This window comes from Corynebacterium sp. FDAARGOS 1242 (genome assembly GCF_016889985.1).
Classification (GTDB): Bacteria; Actinomycetota; Actinomycetes; order Mycobacteriales; family Mycobacteriaceae; genus Corynebacterium; species Corynebacterium minutissimum_B.
Window position 1 is genome coordinate 1,623,801 of record NZ_CP069568.1, and the last position, 20,001, is coordinate 1,643,801.

General features: G+C 59.8%; 15 protein-coding genes. 4 read left to right on the forward strand and 11 right to left on the reverse strand.

All coding sequences use genetic code 11. The features are described from left to right. Positions 1-10: 10 nt before the first annotated feature. Positions 11-1,087, reverse strand: a complete 1,077-nt coding sequence (locus I6J72_RS07720) for a PDZ domain-containing protein (RefSeq protein ID WP_239107260.1) — start codon at positions 1,085-1,087, stop codon at positions 11-13. A 93-nt stretch (positions 1,088-1,180) separates the two neighbouring features. Here I6J72_RS07720 and I6J72_RS07725 point away from each other — a divergent pair, with 93 nt between their 5' ends. Then, complete coding sequence (locus I6J72_RS07725; RefSeq protein ID WP_204098772.1) at positions 1,181-2,602, forward strand: zinc-dependent metalloprotease; 1,422 nt, start codon at positions 1,181-1,183, stop codon at positions 2,600-2,602. Here the strand turns inward: I6J72_RS07725 and I6J72_RS07730 are convergent. Further along, on the reverse strand, positions 2,599-3,096 hold the full coding sequence (locus I6J72_RS07730) for a M48 family metallopeptidase (RefSeq protein WP_204098773.1): 498 nt from the start codon (positions 3,094-3,096) through the stop codon (positions 2,599-2,601). The genes I6J72_RS07725 and I6J72_RS07730 overlap by 4 nt on opposite strands. A 78-nt stretch (positions 3,097-3,174) precedes the next feature. On the opposite strand from I6J72_RS07730, the gene I6J72_RS07735 reads away from it, so the two are divergent. Next, complete coding sequence (locus I6J72_RS07735) at positions 3,175-4,002, forward strand: TOMM precursor leader peptide-binding protein (RefSeq protein WP_204098774.1); 828 nt, start codon at positions 3,175-3,177, stop codon at positions 4,000-4,002. A 35-nt stretch (positions 4,003-4,037) separates the two neighbouring features. Here the strand turns inward: I6J72_RS07735 and I6J72_RS07740 are convergent, their stop codons facing one another. The 8 genes from I6J72_RS07740 to I6J72_RS07775 are packed head-to-tail and all read right to left on the reverse strand — an operon-like array spanning position 4,038 to position 16,340. Beyond that, the gene (locus tag I6J72_RS07740) at positions 4,038-6,089 is read right to left on the reverse strand and encodes an ATP-dependent DNA helicase UvrD2 (RefSeq protein ID WP_304505306.1); all 2,052 of its coding nucleotides are present in this window, start codon (positions 6,087-6,089) and stop codon (positions 4,038-4,040) included. After that, entirely contained in the window at positions 6,058-6,792 is a 735-nt protein-coding gene (locus tag I6J72_RS07745) for an NAD(+) diphosphatase (RefSeq protein ID WP_204098775.1), read from the reverse strand. The genes I6J72_RS07740 and I6J72_RS07745 overlap by 32 nt, the downstream gene beginning before the upstream one ends. Next, positions 6,792-7,904: a TrkA family potassium uptake protein gene (locus tag I6J72_RS07750; protein ID WP_115021391.1), complete on the reverse strand. Its 1,113-nt coding sequence runs from the start codon at positions 7,902-7,904 to the stop codon at positions 6,792-6,794. Before I6J72_RS07750 ends, I6J72_RS07745 begins: the two co-directional genes overlap by 1 nt. Positions 7,905-7,946: 42 nt before the next feature. Beyond that, a complete protein-coding gene (locus I6J72_RS07755; protein WP_204098776.1) occupies positions 7,947-11,168 on the reverse strand; it encodes an ATP-dependent helicase in 3,222 nt (1,073 codons plus the stop codon). Next, positions 11,161-14,325, reverse strand: coding sequence for an ATP-dependent DNA helicase (locus I6J72_RS07760; protein ID WP_239107261.1), 3,165 nt, complete (start codon positions 14,323-14,325; stop codon positions 11,161-11,163). Before I6J72_RS07760 ends, I6J72_RS07755 begins: the two co-directional genes overlap by 8 nt. Before the next feature lie 3 nt (positions 14,326-14,328). After that, on the reverse strand, positions 14,329-15,102 hold the full coding sequence (locus tag I6J72_RS07765; RefSeq protein WP_204098777.1) for a hypothetical protein: 774 nt from the start codon (positions 15,100-15,102) through the stop codon (positions 14,329-14,331). 27 nt (positions 15,103-15,129) lie between these two features. Then, a complete protein-coding gene (locus I6J72_RS07770; RefSeq protein WP_239107263.1) occupies positions 15,130-16,080 on the reverse strand; it encodes a DUF3152 domain-containing protein in 951 nt (316 codons plus the stop codon). Between the two features lie 38 nt (positions 16,081-16,118). After that, positions 16,119-16,340, reverse strand: a complete 222-nt coding sequence (locus I6J72_RS07775) for a DUF3107 domain-containing protein (protein WP_115021387.1) — start codon at positions 16,338-16,340, stop codon at positions 16,119-16,121. A gap of 114 nt (positions 16,341-16,454) precedes the next feature. Here I6J72_RS07775 and I6J72_RS07780 point away from each other — a divergent pair, with 114 nt between their 5' ends. Further along, positions 16,455-17,846 carry a DEAD/DEAH box helicase gene (locus I6J72_RS07780; RefSeq protein WP_204098778.1) on the forward strand — a complete coding sequence of 464 codons (1,392 nt, stop codon included), beginning with the start codon at positions 16,455-16,457 and terminating at the stop codon, positions 17,844-17,846. Beyond that, positions 17,843-19,144 carry a hypothetical protein gene (locus I6J72_RS07785; RefSeq protein WP_239107265.1) on the forward strand — a complete coding sequence of 434 codons (1,302 nt, stop codon included), beginning with the start codon at positions 17,843-17,845 and terminating at the stop codon, positions 19,142-19,144. The genes I6J72_RS07780 and I6J72_RS07785 overlap by 4 nt, the downstream gene beginning before the upstream one ends. Positions 19,145-19,192: 48 nt before the next feature. Here the strand turns inward: I6J72_RS07785 and I6J72_RS07790 are convergent, their stop codons facing one another. Continuing rightward, entirely contained in the window at positions 19,193-19,693 is a 501-nt protein-coding gene (locus I6J72_RS07790; RefSeq protein ID WP_204098779.1) for a hypothetical protein, read from the reverse strand. Between the last annotated feature and the right edge of the window lie 308 nt (positions 19,694-20,001).

Below are 20,001 nucleotides of genomic sequence, written 5' to 3' on the forward strand. Positions count from 1 at the left end.
CCGCGTGCGATTATTTCGCGCACGTCTCGACCTCGTCGCCGGCAGCAAAGTCGTGCATGGCTGTGATGGCGTCGTCGAGAGTATGCACCTTGGCTACCACCATGTCACCGGTATCGCGACTGATGGCCTCGGCACAGTTTTCTGCTGGGGAGAGGAAGAGCTGTGCGCCCGCATCCCGGGAGGCACGAACTTTATGGACAATTCCGCCGATAGGGCCGACCTTTCCATCTTCACCGATGGTGCCCGTGCCAGCAACCGTCGTGCCGCCCGTGAGGTCTTCGGTGGAAAGTTTGTCGATGACCGCCAAGGTAAACATCATGCCCGCCGAAGGGCCACCGATGTCCTGCAGGTTGTAATCCACCGTGATGTCTTCGGTGGGAACCGACGTCATGAGGATGCCAAGGAGCGGAATGCCCTTGTCCTCCGGGTGGGCGCCGAGAGTGACCTTCTCGGTGCGGTCCTTACCGTCGCGGGTGATGTCGAGCGTGACGTCATCGCCGGGAGCCAGTCCTCGGATTTTCTCTTGGACCTCGCCGGGTTCGGTAACGGGTTCGGAATTGACGGCGGTGATGATGTCGCCGTCGTGAAGCGTGGCGGCCGCGGGGGCGTCGTCAAGCACCTGTGCCACCTCGATACGCACGGGTTTGTTGAGGTAGTCCATGGCGGCCACAGTGGCAGCTGACTCAGACTGGGTAAAGGCCTGCTGGTTCGCCTCCTGTACCTCCTCGTCGGTCTTGCCCTGCGGGATGATGTTTTCGATAGGTACGAGAGTGTCATCAGTAAACAGCCAACGCCCCAGCGCCTGCGCCATCGTCATGTTGGTGCGCACCGATACCGTTGTCATGTTGAGCTGGCCGGTGGGCTGGTACGTCTCCGGCGCTTCCACGTCGACGACCTGCATTCCCTCTAGCTCACCGAGCGTGTCCACAACAGGCCCCGGGCCTTCTGCGGCATACGGAACCGTCAGAGTAATGTCCGTCCCCGGGATGTGGTCCACGCTGAGCAGAGCTCCCGTAAGCACCACCGGAATCGCTCCCCAGGTCAGGGTACGGAGGCGGCGAGTTCGAAGGTTCTGCTGTTGATTCACGGAGAAACAGCCTACAACGTCTGATGGTCTGTTCGCTCTCAGCGTTGCCGAAGACCTAGAATCCATGACCTGGGAACCGGTAGATTGGGGCGCATGAGCAACGGATTCGGTTTTTCCTTCCCCAACAACGATGATGACGACGACAAGGATCGTCGCGACCAGAACCCGTTCGGCGCCTTCGGCTTCAGCGCGGGTGGCGCTGGCGGTGGCGGTGGCCTAGGCGATCTTCTCAATCAATTTGGTCAGATGCTATCCGGTATGGGTTCCTCCATGAACTCCCCGGAAGGCGCCGGCCCGGTCAACTATGACTTGGCCAAGCGCATTGCCCTGCAGCAGATCTCCGGTGATAAAGAGGTCAATGATAAAGACCGCACCGCCGTCCAAGAATCGGTACGCCTTGCCGAGCTGTGGCTTGATGACGCCACCTACCTTCCCACGGCCTCGGGTACCGTGACCGCGTGGAACTCCGCTCAGTGGCTCGAGGAAACCCTCCCGATGTGGCAGCGCATGGTGACCCCCGTGGCGGAACACATGAACAACGCGCAGCTTGAGTCTTTGCCGGAGGAGGCCCGCGACATGATGGGCCCCCTGACCTCAATGATGAATTCGATGTCCGGCATGAACTTCGGCATGAAACTGGGCCATGCTCTTGGTGATCTCGCCTCGCAGGCACTGACCGGTTCCGACTTCGGACTGCCGGTCTCCCCCGCTGGCACCACGGCGCTCCTGCCGCACAATATTCAGGCCATCGCCCGTAACCTCAACGTTCCCGGACAGGAGGTGCTCGTCTACATCGGCGCCCGTGAGGCCGCCCGTCAGCGCCTGTTCAAGCACGTGCCGTGGTTGGTGGAGCGCCTCGTGTCCTCCGTCGAGGAGTACGCCATGGGCCTCGTCATTGACACCTCCCACATTGAGGAAGCGACCCGCGAGCTCAACCTAGAATCCGGTGACCCGCAGGCTATTCAGGATGCGATGGGCAAGCTGCAGGGCATGGACCTCTCCCCGCGCATCACCTCGCGCAACGCCGGTGCCGCGTCCCGTCTGGAAACCCTTCTGGCGCTCGTCGAAGGCTGGGTCGAGCACGTGGTTACCGAGGCCCTGAGTGAGCGCATTCCGTCGACGAAGGCGATGAATGAGGCATGGGCACACCGCCGCTCCACCGGCGGTTCTGCGGAAAAGGCCTTCTCCCAGGTCGTCGGCATTGAGCTCAATGCCCCGAAGGTGGAGGCTGCCGCGGAGCTGTGGCGTCGCGCCACCGTGGCCGTGGGCCCAGACAAGCGCGATTCCGCGTGGGATCACCCAGACCTGCTGCCGACTGCGGAGCACATCGACAACCCTGCCTCCTTCATTGATGGCCTGCTCGATGACAGCACCGACGAAGGTTTTGAAGAGGAATTCTCCAAGCTGGAGGAAATGCTCAAGCAGCAGACCGAGGACACTGCGGAGGACTCTGGGAAGGACTCTGCGGAGGACACGGACGAAGACGACGCTGACGGTAAGGACTCCCGCGACTAGCGGAAGCGCTGATAGGCCTCCAAATAGCCCTTGGCGCGCTCCGCCTTGGGCGCACGATCTGCCCATTCCCAAAACTCCGGGCCATGACCGGAAATGAAGGTGTGGGTCAGCTCGTGGATAATGACCGCGTCGAGAACGTACTCGGGAACGTCCTGCAGCCGGTCCGAAATGCGAATATCTCCCGTTGAGGTAGTGCAACTGCCCCAACGGGATTTTTGATTGCTTACCCAGCGAATGGATCCCACTGTCGCGCGGCCGTCGAGAAAACGCGCATTAAGGGAGCGGGCGCGGGCTTGGAGGGAGGCGTCGGAAAGCTGCGCCGAAGAGTGCTTCTTCCGCGCCTTCCCCACGATGTCCGCTACAGCCTTCTCCTCCTCCGCCGCCGACATCCACGCCGGGATGCGGACTTCCAGCACACCATCGACGCTGCGGGCCTGGACGGTGCGCCGGCGCCGGGCTGAGCGAATGACACGGACTTCGGGGTGACTCGACATGACAGGGCATTCTACCTGTGGTGCAATAGAGACCCACCGCGGCTAGGAGGGATGCCGCGCGACGGGGGGGAAGAAAATATGGCAGCACAAGCCTATACGCTGGCGCCGGACGTGGTCGTTCTCGAACGCGAGCCGGGAATGGTGCAATGCGGAATGGACGCCACGCGCGTCGGGGTGCTAGAAGCACATCCACAATTGGCGAGTGTCCTCAACCGGCTTCGGACGCCGCTGACCAGGCAAACGATTGAGAATTTGATTGCCCGTACGGGGCTATCACCTGCTGCTGCGCGCAGTCTTGTCGACGACCTCATTAGCTACCACATCTTGTGGCCGGAACCGCGACTCCAACGCATCGCGGTGCTTGGAAACTCGGTGTTAGCCGATGAGCTTCGCGACGCACTTCTGGGTGACCACTTCCAGCCCCGCACTCCCCTCCACACCGAATCAGCCGCTGATTACATCGACAACGTGGCGGGCTACCTTCCAATCGTGGCGGTAGACATGCTCGGTGGTGCCGTGGACTGGGCACGGGCACTCCACCGGAGCACAGCGACGTGGCTGCCGGTATCCATGTTGGACGCCCGGGGCATTATTGGTCCGGTACGTGTCAATGGTGCAGGCCCCTGCCCCATGTGTGCGCACCTGCACCGTATTGATGCTGATGCGCAATGGCATGAGGTGGCACAACGGGCTGATGCGGCCGCACGGCCAGGGGATCCCATCGTGCGCACCGCAGTTGTCATGCACGCGGTGGTCACCATCCGCCGCCTCATGGGCCGCCCCTCCCCACCTGGGGCTCCGCAAGCACGGCCTCTAGCCGGGGAGCTCAGGGAGATTGATCCCTACGGCATGGACCAACATCGCTTCGTTCTGGAGCATCCACGCTGCCCATACTGTTCGGGCTAAGGCCTCCTGATTGCTGGTTATACGCGTAAGAGCGCTTAACGTGTTGAAGCGATGATCTGCAGAACTTCCGCGCCGTAGCGCTCCAATTTCGTCGGGCCGACGCCTGAGACATCGAGCAGTTCCGCTTCCGTGGCGGGAAGCGCCTCCGAGATGGCCTGCAAAGTGGCGTCAGAAAAGACTACGTACGCAGGTACTTTAGAGTCCTTCGCCACCGAGGAACGCCACGACCTCAGCGCGTTGAAGACATCCTCATCCCCTTCGTACTCGCACCATTCGTGGCGGCCCAACACCTTTTCTGCAGGGCTGGTGAGCTCGCTGGAGCACACCCTGCAGCGCCGCGGGCGATAACGGCGATTGCTCGACTCGCTTTCCTCGATGCTCGGCACGAGGCCGTCGAGGAAACGGGTCCGCTCGCGCGATGCCCGCGAACCGGTGGTCTTTGCTAACGCCCACGACAGGGCCAGGTGCTCGCGGGCACGAGTAATGCCCACGTAGAACAGGCGGCGTTCCTCTTCCACCTGCTCATCGCCAGCTTTGATGGCGTGGTTAATGGGCAACAGCTTTTCCGTGAGACCGACGAGGAAGACCGCATCCCATTCCAAGCCCTTAGCAGCGTGAATGGTAGCCAAGGTAACCCCCTCCATGGTGGGGTTGTGCTTGTTTTCTGAGCGGCGGTGCAGCTCTCCCAGCACGCCGTTGAGATCAATGCCCTCGTGGTCCTCCACAATCTGGGCAATGAGATCCACGAGTGCGCTTAGTGACTGCCATCTCTCGCGTGCCTGAGCACCCTGTGGTTCCGTAGCCGTCAATCCCAGCTCCACGAAAGCCGCGCGGGCAACGGCAACCGGATCATCCGGGAGGTCATCACGACGCGATGCGGCGATAAGCACACGGATAGCCTCTAGGATTTCGGGGCGCCGGAAGAAACCTTCACCGCCGCGGACTTGGTAGACCACTCCGGCATCCGCCAGCGCCTGCTCAAACTGTTCCGACTGCGCGTTGATCCGATAGAGGATGGCAATCTCAGAAGCTTTCACGCCCTGGTTAAGCAAGGTCAGCACCTGCCCCGCGACTTCCTTGGCTTCTACCTCCTCGGATTCATAAGCCTTAAAGGTGGGCTCTGGACCGGGCTCGCGCATGCCTTGCAGCTCCAGCCGGGTACCGGCGGCACGTCCGGTGGCCTTTGCAATGACCTCATTAGCCAACTGCGTGACCTGCGGGGTGGAGCGGTAATCTCGCTGCAATTTAATCATGGTGGCCTGCGGATAGGTGCGAGAAAAGTCCAACAGGTACTCCGGTGAAGCGCCGTTGAAGGAGTAAATGGTCTGGTTGGCATCACCCACGACCGTGAGGTCATCACGGTCCCCCAGCCAGGCTTCAAGGACACGCTGCTGCAGCGGTGTGACATCCTGGTACTCATCCACGACAAACGTGCGGTACTGCTCACGGAATACTTCCGCAACCGATGGCACATTCTCAATGGCCCCGGCAATGTGCATGAGGAGGTCATCGAAATCGAGGTACATGAGATCCGGAGTGGATTTCATGTCCTCATAGCGGCGGAAGACCTCGGCGACGGCCTGCGCATCACCCGGGGCCTCGCGGTCTGTGCTCTCGATGACACCCGGATAGCCCTCGGGGCCAATGAGCGATGATTTGGCCCACTCGATTTCCCCCAGGAAATCACGAATAGTGTCCTTGGTATTGTCGAGGCCTAATGAGCGGACTGCGCGTCCGACAAGGCTGAATTTGTTATCAATGAGCTGCCACGGCAAGTCCCCCGCTACTTGCGGCCAAAAATACTTCAGCTGCCGGCGGGCGGCGGCGTGGAAGGTTTGCGCCTGCACTCCCCCCACTCCCATCTGGTTAAGCCGCTCGCGCATCTCACTTGCCGCACGGGTGGTGAAGGTGACAGCGAGGACTCGCTGGGGATTAACAAAGCCCTGGTCCACCATGTGGGCGATGCGGTAGGTAATCGTTCGGGTTTTACCCGTTCCGGCGCCCGCCAAGATGCACACAGGGCCGCGCGGCGCCGTAGCGGCGGCACGCTGGTCCTCATCGAGCAGGGACAGATCCGGTCTCATCACCGTGGAACCACTCCATAATCATCGTGTGTGCAATTGAGCCCTTACGGGCAATGGTCATGCTCGGCAGGTCACCGCGGGACACCCACCGTACTTCTGCGAGCTCTTCGTCAGTATCGCACACGGCCTCGACATCCTCCGTGACGGCAGAAAAGCCCACCATAAGGGACCCACTTGGCGGCCACGGCTGGGAACCCCAGTACCGCACGGTATGCAGACGACGACCGGTTTCCTCGAGCGCTTCACGCACCATGGCGTCCTCGAGGGTTTCGCCCGGCTCTACGTAGCCAGCAATGAGAGAAAAGAATTCTGGGCGGTGGCGGTTGCGCGCCAGAAGAATACGCTCCGACTCTGGGTGGTGAATAATGCCGATCACCGCTGGGTCAAGACGGGGAAAGACATAACGATCTCCAGCGCGCCCTACCACGCCGGGAGCGGGGTATTGCAATTCCTCGCCCGTGCGCGGATCGAAGCGCGCTTCACGACGATTCCGGATCACATGTACAGCTTTGAGGATGTCACTCTGGCCGTTGAAGAACGAGGCATCCTGCAACGTGCCGAGCTTCTCAGCAATCGCTGTATCCAGCAGGAAGGCGTAAACAGCGCCAGCTTCAACAAGAATGTCACCGGCAGGTTCTGCCACGAGGACAGGCTGGCCTTCGGCATCAACTGGGATGCGGCCGGTCTCGGTGACTGGCAGGAACATTACTTGTCGTCGTCCTCGTCCTCATCGGTATCGTCGATGGATTGGTTCACTTCGTGCTTGATGTAGAGCAGGCGGTCACCCGGCTTGAGCGCATAGGCATCGGCGGTATCAACGCGGTGCAGCTCATTATTGCGCAGGACCGCGAGCACAATATCTGCAAGGTGACGCGGGTTAGAACCAACCTCAAACTCGCGCACAGCGCGCTCGGCGACGGAGAAGCCCTCGTTCGGGGAGAGCAAATCTTCCATCATTTCCACCACCGTCGGTGTGACGGTGGCAAGACCTAGCAGACGGCCCGCGGTCTCAGCAGAGGTCACCACTGAGTCTGCACCCGATTGCAAGAGAAGGTGGCGGTTCTCGGATTCTCGGACTGAAGCCACCACCTTGGCCTTGGGGTTGAGCTCGCGCACGGAAAGCGTACACAGCACGGCAGTATCGTCCGTGGATGGAGTCACAACAACGGATGAGGCATTTTGCACACCGGCGATGCGCAAAACATCCTGCTTGGTACCGGAACCATAGATGGTCACCAGACCGTGGTGTTCAGCATTAGCCAGTGCGGCGCGGTTGGTATCGACGACCACGATCTGGGAGGCAGGAACATCATCCGCGATAAGAGCCGCCACCGCACCGGCGCCCTTCGTGCCATAGCCGATAACGACAGTGTGGTTACGCAATTGCTTTCTCCAATTCTGGATTTCAAATGTGCGACGGGCTCGGTCAGTGAGCACCGACAAGGTCGCTCCAACCAACAAAACAAGGAAGAGCAGACGGGCCGGGGTAACAACGGCGAGGTTGAGGAAACGTGCCTGCGGAGTAACGGGAACAATGTCACCATAGCCCACTGTGGTCAGCGAGACCGCCGAATAATAGGCAGCATCGAGCAGCGACAGGTCCTCGCTGTATCCATCGCCGTCAAAGTAGACGACGATAGTGACGAGGACGAGAAGGCCGAAAGCCCACAGGACGCGGCGTGCCAGCTGCTTCCACGGGTTGGTGCTCTCCGTACGCGGGAGAGTAATGACGTCAATCAACGCATGGTCAGGCTGCGAGGTTAACTCAATCTGCGGCAAAAAACGCGATGTCAAGCGTTTGCCTAAATGCTTGGCCACTAAGCGCCAACCTCCCTTAAACGGAGCGAATGTACCGTGAGACTACCTTAGACTTAACCCGGGCGGGGTGGAAACTGCAGAGTCCACAAGCTCAGCAAGGCGAGCGCCAGTAGGCAAGTTCTCCGGCTCTAGCAGGAAGTTTTCTTGGACGTAGAAGAAGGCTGCTCGGACAGAGTCGACGTCGTGGATACGGCGCCATGCTTCTGCATAGACAGCAAGCTGGATTTGCGCAGAGGTCAGCGCAGAGCCCTGAGGGCGCCGGCCCGTCTTCCAATCCACGATGAGCCAAGTTCCGTCGGGCTGCTGGAATACCGCATCCATGCGACCACGCACGACGGAATCACCGATGGTGATTTCAAAAGGTGCCTCAACATGTGCTGGGGTACGCTGAGCCCACTCGGAAGCCAAGAACGCTTCCTTGAGGGATTCGAGGTCGTGGTCGGGCTCATCGTGGGAGCCTGGTAGCTCATCTTCACCCAAGAGCGCTGGTGCGCCGAAGCGGTCTTCGAGCCAGGCGTGGAAGGCGGTACCGCGCTTGGCGTAGGAATTCGGCTTGAAGGGAATGGGGCGACGCTGACGGCGTGCGAACTGAATCGGGTCAGCTGACATGGCCACCATGTCGGAGGCCGTCAACTCACTCGGAAGCTCTACATCGACAACTGGAGCGTGCAGCGCCTTGTGCTCCTCAATAAGCGCGCTGGCCTCCTGCTCCCACAGCTCGAAGGTCTCGCCATCTCGCAATGCTGGAAGCCCCTTCATCGCGGCGCGAACCGCAGCGGCGGCATCAACCGCCCGGGGCTGTGGAGTCAGCGATGGGAAGTAAGCTTCACGCTCCGTGCCTTCCTCAGCCTCGACGGGGAGGTCCGGTACCTCCCAGTGAACGACAAGTTCTGGGTGCTTATCTGCCAACAACTGTAGATAAGAGTACGGGCCCTTCCTGCTCTTTCCCTTGGCCTTGTTCGTACCGGAGCCCGTCACTGTCAGCGTGGACTCTGTGCGTGTCATCGCTACGTAGAAAAGACGCGCTGCTTCCTCTGCTTGGAATTCACGGTCAAGCTCCTTGAACGCCTCACAAGCCTTACCAAACTCCGAGCGCTTCACCGCATCATCGGGCAGTTCGATGTAGTCATCATCGCCAGGCGCCTTCTCAATCTTCGTAAGGAAGGTCTCTGCCTGAGCTTTGTAGCTCGAGGAGTCTGCATGTGCCACGCACACGTGCTCCCATTCCAGGCCCTTAGCTTTGTGCACGGTCATAATCTGTACGCGGTTGCGTACAACCGGCACCTCGCCCAAGGCGAGTCCGTCCTCCTTTTCCTTGGCCAGCTCGAAGTAATCCAGCAACGCGGTCAAACTATCTCCATGGAAACCGGCTACAAGGTCAGCAAAGGCATCGAGGTGCGTTGCTCCTCCCGGCTTTCCGGCAGCGAGAACCTCAGTGCGCACACCAAAGACGAGCTCAATGTCAGCAAAAATGTCATTCAACGATTTGCCCAGTGAATATGTGCGCAGGTAACGCAGCTTGGCAGCGACCTCCTCCATTCGCTCGAGGCCTTCAGCGCTGTAGCGATCACGTTCGCCTAGATCAGCAAGGGCGTCCGCGAGCCCCAACACTTGGTCGGGCCCTTCAGCAGTGATGGATTCCACCTGAGCAGTGAGGTACTCCAGCGGGTCGCCCCCTTCCCACCGCAGGCGGCCATCAGTAGTACCGGCCAAATTGCGCTGACGTGAGTGGAGGGCCTGAATATCGGAGATGCCTAGGCCACACATCGGCCCGGTGAGCATGCGCAAAGCTGCTGTGGTGTCCTGGGGACGGACCAGCAACGTCGCGACTGCGACGAGGTCTTGAATTTCGGGGCGCCACAGGAGGCCACCGACTCCAAAAATCTCATTCGGAACACCAACCTCATCGAGGGCTGCCGCGATGAGAGGTGATTGTTTGTTGGTGCGCACCAACACTGCCGCACTAAACTCCTCGCCTTCGGGAGTGGCTTCATAAAGCTCGCGCAAGTGTTCCGCAATGAAGGTTCGTTCTTCTGTTTCCGTGGCAAAGTAGCCCAACTCGACGGTTCCTGCCGGTGCAGTCGGCTTGGGCGAAAGCTCATCAACGGGGCGCTCCCCTGGGCTTTCAGAGAAAAGCTTCGCAGCCACATCATTAGCCAGCTCGAGCGCCGAGGAGGGATTGCGCCACGAGGTGGTGAGCTGGTCCTTCGGCGCATCCGAACCATCCGGTTGTGGGAAGTCGGTGACAAAAGCCGCAAGGTTTTCCGCGGTGGCCCCACGCCACCCATAAATCGACTGCATGGGGTCACCCACTGCGGTCACCGATAGCCCCTCACGTGGCCCGCCGAAAAGAGAGCGCAGCAAAATACGTTGCGCGTGGGAGGTGTCTTGGTATTCGTCGAGCATCACGACGCGATAGCGCGCGCTTTGCTGCTCGCCCAAGAGTGGGAAGTTCTTCGCCAAGGTCGCAGCAATAGACATCTGCTCACCAAAAGTTATGACTCCTCGCTCAGCTTGCTCCTTCTTGAGAGCTTCCACAAGAGGCAGGTATTCCAAACGAAGACGCTGCGTGTCCAGGTAGCTCTGCACCTTGTCGCTGAATTCCTTGCCATTCTTGCGAGTCTTCTCAAGGTCCTCCGCAGTCTTGCGGAAAATCTCCTCGTGCTCACGCAAGGAAGCTGGATCCTTAAGTTCGCCATCCATGGTCTGCGCGAGGTTCAAAAGGGTGGCAGCCACCGTTGCCACTGCGTGATCAGTGCTCAAGGAACCGGCATAGTTACTCACTACTTCATGAGCAATGGCGTAGCGTTCAGCCTCCGTAATGATGCGTGCACTCGGCTCCACCGGCATGAGGAGCCCGTATTCACGGACAAGGTCACCTGCGTAGGAGTCATAGGTGGACACCTTTGGCACGATATTCTCCACGGCTTCGGCGGCAGGACTACCGGGGCGAAGGATGCCTGAAGAGCGCAAGGTCAACAACTGACGGCGAATACGCTGCTCGAGCTGCTGTGCCGCTTTACGAGTGAAGGTCAAACCGAGAACCTGTTCAGGACGCACAAGACCGTTGGCTACTAGGGACACGACGCGTGAGGCCATCGTCTCAGTCTTGCCCGCGCCAGCACCGGCAACGACTAGCTTCGGTCCAAGTGGACCTTCGATGACGGCAGCTTGTTCATCGGTAGGAGGGAAAGGCTTGCCTAGGGCAGTAGCCAGTTCCTCAGGACTGAAGTGGTGAGTGGGGTTCTGAGGGTGATTAGGCATTGGTCACCAGACCTCCTTCGTTCATGACAGGGCAGATGGAGCGGATGGGGCAACGATCACAGCCGTCGTTCTCACGGGCAGTAAGACCCGGCCCCCGCAGCTCTGCGACGAGGGCTGGTAGCTGTGCTGCAAACTCGTCGAGTTCCTCCGGTGGCTTAGCTGTTTGTTCACGTTCCGTCACACTTGCTGCTGAGGTACGTGGATACACCAGCCGGCTCGTGGCACGGGGCACACCTTCGCCGGTGCGAATTGCCTTTACTTGTTCCTCATCTGCAGAGTCCTCCATGACGAGTTCTCCGTGGGCAAGGGCTAACTGATAGGTCAACAGCTGGGTGTTGTCTCGTGCAGCTTCCTTCGTTGCTGCCTGCGAGCCTGTCTTGAGATCGATTACGGCGTACTCATCGCCCTCTTTCATGAGTCGATCGATATACCCGCGGATAGTCACATCCGGGGAAACGTCGACGGAGACACGGACTTCGACACCGACCGGTTCCAACGTGGTGGACAGCAACCAGCTATGGGTGCGATCGATGAGCCGCTCGAAATCAGCAAGCTCGGCATCGCGGCGCCACAAGGGGCCGTCGAGCATCGAAGCGAAGGCTTCTATCACGAGTTTCTTCGCAGTACCTGGTTCAACACCACGACCTAAAGCTTCGAGGAAGGCATGGGCAAGGTTGCCACGTACAAGGTTGATATTCGTTGTCTCTTCTTCAGCAAGATTGCCCAACACTGCGTTTAGTGGACAGGCTCTGAGTGCCTCCACCCGGGAGGGAGACAAGCTGTGAGAACCAGACAGCGGATGCTCGGACGCCACCGAGCGCGCAGCCCACCACTGATCCGGGTGTGCGCCTGGAACACCGGCCTCTGCGAGACGGGCAAGCTGCCGAACTGCCTGAGAACGCTCGGCCTCGCCAGACTCTGGATCGGTGGCACAGCGACGCAGTTGTGCCACGAAGGAAGGGACCGAGAGCACTGAGACCTCAAGCGGATCCAGCTCCTCATCAATGCCGGCACCACCGCGTACGGTCACTGGCCCCGGATCCGGAAGCTCAAGGCCTAACTCGCGTGGCAGTGTTTGACGTGCCCACCGCTGACTGGCCTCCCGGCGCGCCTGTGCACCAGGTACATCCACACCACCGGCAGACAGAAACTCCTCAATAAAGCGCGACGGTTCTTCTACTTCATCACTCTCTGGAGAATCCACCGCGACAACCAACAAACGGTGGCGGTGACGGGTTGTAGCCACGTGGAAGAGGCGGCGTTCTTCCGCCAAACGCCCAGATACATGGCTTACCGGAGTGCCAGGAGTGATGTCACGATCCAGCAAGTCAATCAGGTCCTCCTGCCCGAAGAGGGAACCGGTCTCCCCCACTGAGGGCCAGGTACCTTCCTGGACTCCCGCGACAATAACCGTGTCCCATTCTCGTCCCACCGCTCCATGCGCGGTGAGAATCTCCACGGCATCTGGCAGAGCCGAGCGGCGATCACGCACGCCGGTGGGCAGCTCTTGCTCGGTGATGTGGAGGATGAAAGATTCCAAAGATGCGGAAGGACGGCGTTCGGCATAGTCACCAGCGGCATCGAAAAGGGCCATCATGGCATCAAGATCTCGGTCCGCTTGAGAACCGGCAGCACCTCCGCGCAGGGCCGCGGCTTGGAGGCGGGTATCGAGCCCCGTAGCCTGCCACACCTCCCAGAGGATTTCCTCCACCGCAGCTCCTGCCCGCAGAACCTCGCGCCCCGCAGACAGGACGCCGCGGATACGGGCAAGAATGGCTTCCTCGCGCTCCGTAAGCATGTTGTCGAAGTCCGGCACATCGCCCTCAAGCAACTCACGCAAGGTGTCCATGCCACGCTGCTCCGGCTTCCAACGGCGCAAGCCGCGGATAAGTCGGCGCAAGGTAACCGGATCAGCACCGCCCACGGGGCCAGTAATGAGGTCCTCAAGTTCCACCGGGTCAAGGTCGGTTTCCAGTGCACGCAACGCCAGCATTACGGCCTTAACCAAACGCTGTTCTGCAAGAATCACATCCGTTGGATTGATATGCACCGGTACGCCGGCCGCCAGCAAGGTCCTTCGGGCTGGGCCAATATCTCCTGTGGAGCGCACAATAATTGCAATGTCGCGCCAATTCACCCCGTCCTCCAGGTGGCGGCGGCGGGCCGTATTAGCCAGAACATCACGCAGGGTTCCACGGGAGTCGACAACGCTGACGCAAGCAGGTGATGGCCTGCGGTGCGGGGCTACCAAGCGCAGTTCGTTTTCTGCCTCCCACGAGGTGAGGAATTCAGAATTGGCGCCGCGGAAAGCAAAGACTGCCTGATCTGGGTCGCCACCAACCACAGTGAGCCGAGCGGTCTTGGCCAGCTCAGCAATGAGCCGGCCGGAGGTGGGGTCGAGCAGTTGGGCATCATCCACCACGATGGTGTGCCATGGGTGATCCTGGAGTAACTCAGGTCGAAGGAGGACTTGGCTGACAAGTTCCGCCGCAGAGTAAGAATGCGAACCAGCAAGGGCCCGGGTGCGCTCGTACTCACGGAGGAAGTCACCCGCGGCAGACCACATGGGACGTTGGTAACGGGCCCCAAGTTCCTCCAAGTCTCCTGGACCAAGCCCGCGTTCAATCGCGCGCAGCAGCAAGTCGCGCAACTGCCGTGCGAAGCCAACGTACTCCAGAGCCGGGCGCACCTCCGCGGGCCACGAACCACGGCCATCCGCCGCGTGGCCCGCCAGTAGTTCCCGGATGACAACGTCCTGCTCCGCACCGGTAATCAGGCGCAGCTCCTCCTCACTGCCGCGGCGCAGCAACGCGAAAGCCAAGGAGTGCACGGAGCGCACCATGGAAGCCTGTGCTGCATAGTCCTCGAGATGCTCAGCCAGTTCCTGCCGCAGCAACGAGCCCGACTCCTTCGACGGCGCTACAACGAGAATTCCAGAGGCATCAGCACCGCTGGTGAGTTGGTCTAAGACAACATCGATAAGCAGGCTCGACACCCCTGAACCCGCAGTGCCCAGGACACGCCACGTGCCTTCCTTTGGCAGCGGCACGTCCCAGGAGCGCTGGATGGCGCTCCGAGTTCGGGGAATTAGGCGAACGTCGGGCGAGGGAGGAAGGCTAACGCCGGCGCGGACGGTGGACTGACTGCTGTAATTCACGCCTTATAGTCTGTCAGATGCGGCGGACACGAGGGTCTCTTCCACCTTTTCAATGTTCGAACGAACGGTCGATTTGGAGTTCGGGTGCAGTACGTTCACGTATCGTCGATAGGCCACTGCACGTAACAAGAGCTGGTGGACACCAGGAATTGATTCGAAGCGAGTACAGATGTCCGCATCGACGGCATCCGCAATCAACCCGTCCACCATCGCTAATGCCGCAGACCAGCCCTGTGGGCGCGGTGCCGCGGAAGGGACGATATCCGTCAGTGCTGGCGGGTTCGCCCCAGAGAAAACCGTGGTACCCAGCACGTCCATGTGCGCAGTCGCCAGGGGAAGCTCGGAAAGCTCCTCGTCGGAATAGGCCTCGCCTGTCTCCTCCCACGCGGCGCGTTCGGCACGGGCAAAGATATCGTCACGCTGACCCAAGCTCGGCAGTGGCGCAGTCGCAAGGGCGCTATCGAGCCGCAGCGCCACCTGCACCGCTTCATCAATTCGCCCACGTACCTGGCCGGGCACGAACTGCGTAGCCTTCCAGCCGGCGGCCGTGTAGCGGCCATCAGTGGTCAGTACGGGACGAGCAATCCGCACCCCTGGGACACTGAGCTTGTCACGCACTTTGGCAGACCATCCTGACCATTCGCGGGCCTCAGCAAAAATAACATCCCCAACGAGGATGCCATTATCCCAGGCAGACCCCATCAGCTCGCCCGTTACACGGCGGGGTCGGGTTTCAGCGTTAAAGCTAGCTAGAACAGGTTCGGGCGGCAGCGGCATAAGTACGTCTTCGTCTTTCTCGTAGAGCTATTCCGGCTTAGCGTGATCGTGGTCGGCTGAGATGGGATAAGGCCACGGATTTGGCTCACACGTCACATCCTCGTCCGGATAAACCTCTTCCGAATCCTTGGCATAAAGCTCAGCATTGTTCAGGCTCAGTGTTTGCTGCATCATGACCGGAGCCAATTTGCCATCGCCACCGCACGGCTGGTGGGAGGCATAGCCGATAGCGTGGCCGAACTCGTGGTTGATGAGGTACTGGCGGTAGTTTCCTAGATCACCTTCAAAGGGAACTGCGCCGCGTACCCAGCGCGATTCATTGAGATACACCGCTGATTCGCCCGTAATTGTCGTGTGGCAGGAAGTCTCTGATTGCAACTGCGCGCCGCACAGCTTTGCAGTCGTGCCTAGTGACGTGAGGCGAATGTGAGTATCTGGGTTGTCATCCGCTTTCACGTGGATGAATTCGTAATTCCCAGCGCCGGTCCACCCACGGGGGTCGGCCAGGGTGGCGTCGACAAGCGCGACAACTGCACTGTCGCCCCCATAAGTGGAAGTATCCACGCCATCTTCAATCTCGACTGAAAACCGGATGGTTTGTGCACCGCCCTTGCCAGCATGCATCGTCGATGGGCCGGCGTCACGGTAGGTTTCCTCGCCCTGCTCAGTGAAGGTCCCGCCTGCGGGAAGCTCATCCTTAGCAGCAGCAATAGCGCTGGCATTTGCCGGGTCGGGCCCCTTCCGTGCGGATGTAGTGGCAACAACACTACTCGTTGCTTGCTCCTCCCCTGCCGTCGGTTCAGGCGACTCTGCTGACGGCGAGCGGAGCACGTCAACGAGAACCCAGACCGTGATGACAACCATGACGGGAATTGCCACCACCCGCCACCAGCCATAGTCGCGTGCAAAACGCGTCAGCGCTGAGGCGTGCTGAGAATGCTGCTGAGGGCGCTGATCACTGTGCGCGGGATTGTCCATGGCCATTTAGGCTACCCGCTGGCGAAGCTCGTGCGTACTTAACCCGCGAATCCCACGGTATGGGCGCGGGCAGTGCCGATTTCGACGTAGACGACGCGGTCCGTCCGCACAATGAACTTACGCCCCTTAGAGTCTTCTAGTTCGAGAGTGGAGTTGTCCGCCAAAGCACCATTGATCGTCTTAGTCAGCTCCTCCTGCTCACCTTCAGCGTGAATAACCAGCTCGCGTGCGGTATCGGCGAATCCAAACTTAATGTCCATGCTGTGCATGCTCCTTCGATAATTCTTCAACGTCCTGCCGAAGGGGCGCGTTTTAGCACCCGTGCTCCGGCGCTCTAATGGCCCCACTATAGCTACGTCCTCTACTATCAAGGTGTGCATTCCCCGAAATCCTCGAACGCTTCCCGCGATCACCGCGGGAACACCAGCGAATCGCCCACCTTTGCCGCACTAGGAGTCGCGGCAGAAATCTGCGATGCCTTGGCTGCGCGTGGAATCACGCATACTTTTGCCATCCAAGAACTGACTCTTCCCATCGCGCTCAGCGGTCAGGACCTCATTGGTCAAGCCCGCACCGGTATGGGCAAGACCTATGGCTTTGGCGTCCCACTGCTGGATCGGGTCTTTGATGATGCCGATATCCCAGAACTCGATGGCACTCCCCGAGCGCTGGTTATCGCCCCAACGCGCGAGCTAGCGATCCAGGTCAGCGGTGACCTCGAGGTGGCCGCCGCGCACTTGCCGCTCAGTGTGATCACGCTCTGTGGTGGCAGGCCGTACGAGGAACAGATTAAACAGATCAAAGCCGGCGCGGATGTTGTCGTGGGCACGCCTGGACGCCTTCTTGATTTGTGCCAGAAGAAGCACCTGAGCTTCGACAAGGTCAGTGTCCTCGTCCTTGATGAAGCAGATGAAATGCTGGACTTGGGATTTTTGCCGGATATCGAGAAGATTCTCACTCTTCTGCACGGAAACCCACACCAGACCATGCTCTTCTCCGCCACGATGCCGGGGCCAATCGTCACGCTGGCGCGCACCTTCCTCACCAAACCGGTTCATATCCGTGCCGAATCCGGTGATGATCAGCACACTCACTCCTCCACCAGCAAGATCACCTTCCAGGCTCACCGCATGGATAAGGTTGCGGTGTTGAGTCGCATTCTGCAGGCCGAAGGACGCGGAAGAACCATTATCTTTACCCGCACCAAACGCGCGGCAGCTTCCGTAGCGGAGGAACTGGCACAGCGAGGTTTCAACGTGGGCGCGGTCCATGGCGATATGGATCAGTCTGCACGCGAGCGCTCCCTTACCGCTTTCCGCGAGGGCACCGTGGACATTCTTGTGGCTACCGACGTGGCTGCGCGCGGTATCGACGTCGATGACGTCACGCACGTAATCAACCACCAGGTCCCCGATGATCCTATGACGTTCGTGCACCGCATCGGCCGTACCGGTCGTGCAGGACACACTGGAACTGCTGTCACCCTCGTGGGCTACGATGAACTGAGCAAATGGCACATTATCAACGATGAGCTCGATTTGGATCAGCCGGAACCGCCCCAGTGGTTTAGCACCTCACCGGAGCTTGCCGCAGCCCTCAATATTCCCGAAGACGTTGAAGAATCCGTCGGACCACCCACCAAGGTGTTGGGCGCACCGCGCCGATCCAGTTCGAAACATCGCACTGCCGCTGATTCCGCGCGTGCATCCCGCCGCACCCGCACCCGCACCCGTACACGCTCAACCCGCCAAGGAGGACGCCGATGAACTCGGAGGCACAGGAGAATAGCTCCGCGCAGCCGGAGAAGAAGGCCGCGAAGGCTTCACAGAAAGCCCCGATTCTGCGCTCCTCCAAGGCGGATTGGACGGCTGTGGGCGTCATCAGCGCGGTGTGCGCCATTGCCGTTGGCGGCGCGTTTGTCACTGCCCCGATTCACAAAGCGGAACTCACCCCAGCCGTCGAATCGTCCGTCGATACTGACCCAGAAACTCTCTCCTCCATCCCGTCTGCCTTGTCGAAGTCCTTCTCACTGCCTAATACCTTGGTGCCGGGCCAAACGCGGGCAGTGTCGTCAAAGGGGCTCGTGGTGGCACACGAGGGCGATACCCTAACCGCCACTAATTCCGCAGGTGACACGGTGTGGACGTATCAGCGCCGTGATGCCGACCTGTGCTCACTTGGCACGGCGTGGAACAAGATCGTGGCGTCCTATCACACCAATGTTGGTTGCGGTGATGTCGTAGCGATTGACGCTGCAACCGGTGAGTACTCCGATACCCGCAGTGCACGCAGCCCCGATGAGGTTGTCCCTATTTCCTCGAATGACCGAGTAGGTACTGTCTCTACCGAGCGCATCGAACTCTGGCGTTCAGACCTGGTCCGCACGGTGGAATACGGTGATGTGGACGCCAAGCAGGAACCCAATATGCAGCCTCACGAGGACTGTGCCATTTCCTCTGCTCTGACGCGTACCGAAACGCTCGCCGTTACCGAGTCTTGCCCAGATTCCCCCACGTCGACGTGGCTGCGCATTCAGGAGGCTACCCCGGAGGACTCGCGTAAGCCGGAAATTACCAAAGAGATTGAGATTACTGATCCGGGCGCGCGTCTGGTCGCCGTTGGTCAGGAAGCCGCCGCGGTCTACCTGCCCACAGGTTCACCGCGCATTGTCTCCTACAATTTCGACGGCGAGCAGCTATCCACCACGGACGTCGAACCGTCCCAGGCCATTATTGATTCAGCCTCGCCCTTTGCACCGGTCATCGCTGACCTTCCCCACCACATGACGTGGTTCGATGGTGAGCGCCTCTACTTGTTCACCCCGACTGAGTTGAAGGTAGACCACGTACTGGATAACGCCGTGGGCACCGGCATCGCCCTTGATGAACGCCTCCTCGTCCCCACCGAGGAGGGCATCGACGTGGTGAACTGGTCGAGCGGTCAGACCGAGCGCACCATCCCTGTGGACCGTGAAGGTTATACCGGCCCAATTTCGCTCACGCTCTCAGGAACAGTGATTATTGAGCAGCGGGGCGACACGGCTGTGGCGCTTAAGGCCGATTAGCCTTAGGACCACCGCCGTCGCTGACGGGCATCTACTTCAAGCGAATCCTTAAAAGTTCCGCTCGGCCCACTGCGCCGTTTCTGGCACCGCCATGAGAAGGTAGAGCACAACGGCCGCGCTGGCCAAGGTCACAGCCCCCAGGACCGGGGATCCACCGCTAAACATTTGGAACGCCATCGCTGCCAAAATGAACTCAACGAGGACAATGGCACCGCGCCCCCAGCGCCGCCCCTTCACAAAGGCCCGAGACGCCACAATGACGAAGCCGAAGACGATGAAGAGGAAGATGGCCGTGCCCAACCCCACGTAGCCAGCTGCACCGGAATCAGAGACCATCGAGGCATTCTCAGCACCAGTTACTTCGCGGACAATAAGGAAGATGCCAAAAATGATGACCGCGACGGATTGAATCACAGCAATGCCAGCAGACACGACAACCGAGCGCGGCGGGCTCGCAATCGTGGCCTCTTTCGGCGCAGACTTTGACTCCGCTTGAGAGGTCTTTCGGGAGGACGTCGAATTGCCAGTGTTTTTCTTCTTCTTAGTCACGTCTGCTTAGTCTACTTCTCCTGTCTACTTCCTCTTCTTTCCGCGGCGTTCACTGAACCGGTGGGCCGATAACGGGGGCAAATCCTCATAAATGGATTTGACGGGATCCAGGTCACCACACTCACCTCAGAAAAGATAATATTGCAGGTAGAAGACTTTTTGACAGGATTCTTACAGCGCACCGACGGAAGCGTAAGTGTAAAGATGAGCGTTTATTTTAGTGACGTTGACCACTTTTTGGCGTTTACCCCTAGCGGACTTGGAGTAAACATGTCATTATTCTCAGGTAGCAAAAACAACGAGCTGTT

What these genes read in the sequence shown, in the direction of transcription:
- I6J72_RS07745 (WP_204098775.1), bottom strand. Translation starts at nt 6,792, where the DNA reads ATGTTCCTGCCAGTCACCGAGACCGGCCGCATCCCAGTTGATGCCGAA.
- I6J72_RS07755 (WP_204098776.1), bottom strand. Translation starts at nt 11,168, where the DNA reads ATGCCTAATCACCCTCAGAACCCCACTCACCACTTCAGTCCTGAGGAA.
- I6J72_RS07765 (WP_204098777.1), bottom strand. Translation starts at nt 15,102, where the DNA reads ATGCCGCTGCCGCCCGAACCTGTTCTAGCTAGCTTTAACGCTGAAACC.
- I6J72_RS07785 (WP_239107265.1), top strand. Translation starts at nt 17,843, where the DNA reads ATGAACTCGGAGGCACAGGAGAATAGCTCCGCGCAGCCGGAGAAGAAG.
- I6J72_RS07730 (WP_204098773.1), bottom strand. Translation starts at nt 3,096, where the DNA reads ATGTCGAGTCACCCCGAAGTCCGTGTCATTCGCTCAGCCCGGCGCCGG.
- I6J72_RS07725 (WP_204098772.1), top strand. Translation starts at nt 1,181, where the DNA reads ATGAGCAACGGATTCGGTTTTTCCTTCCCCAACAACGATGATGACGAC.
- I6J72_RS07735 (WP_204098774.1), top strand. Translation starts at nt 3,175, where the DNA reads ATGGCAGCACAAGCCTATACGCTGGCGCCGGACGTGGTCGTTCTCGAA.
- I6J72_RS07770 (WP_239107263.1), bottom strand. Translation starts at nt 16,080, where the DNA reads ATGGACAATCCCGCGCACAGTGATCAGCGCCCTCAGCAGCATTCTCAG.
- I6J72_RS07775 (WP_115021387.1), bottom strand. Translation starts at nt 16,340, where the DNA reads ATGGACATTAAGTTTGGATTCGCCGATACCGCACGCGAGCTGGTTATT.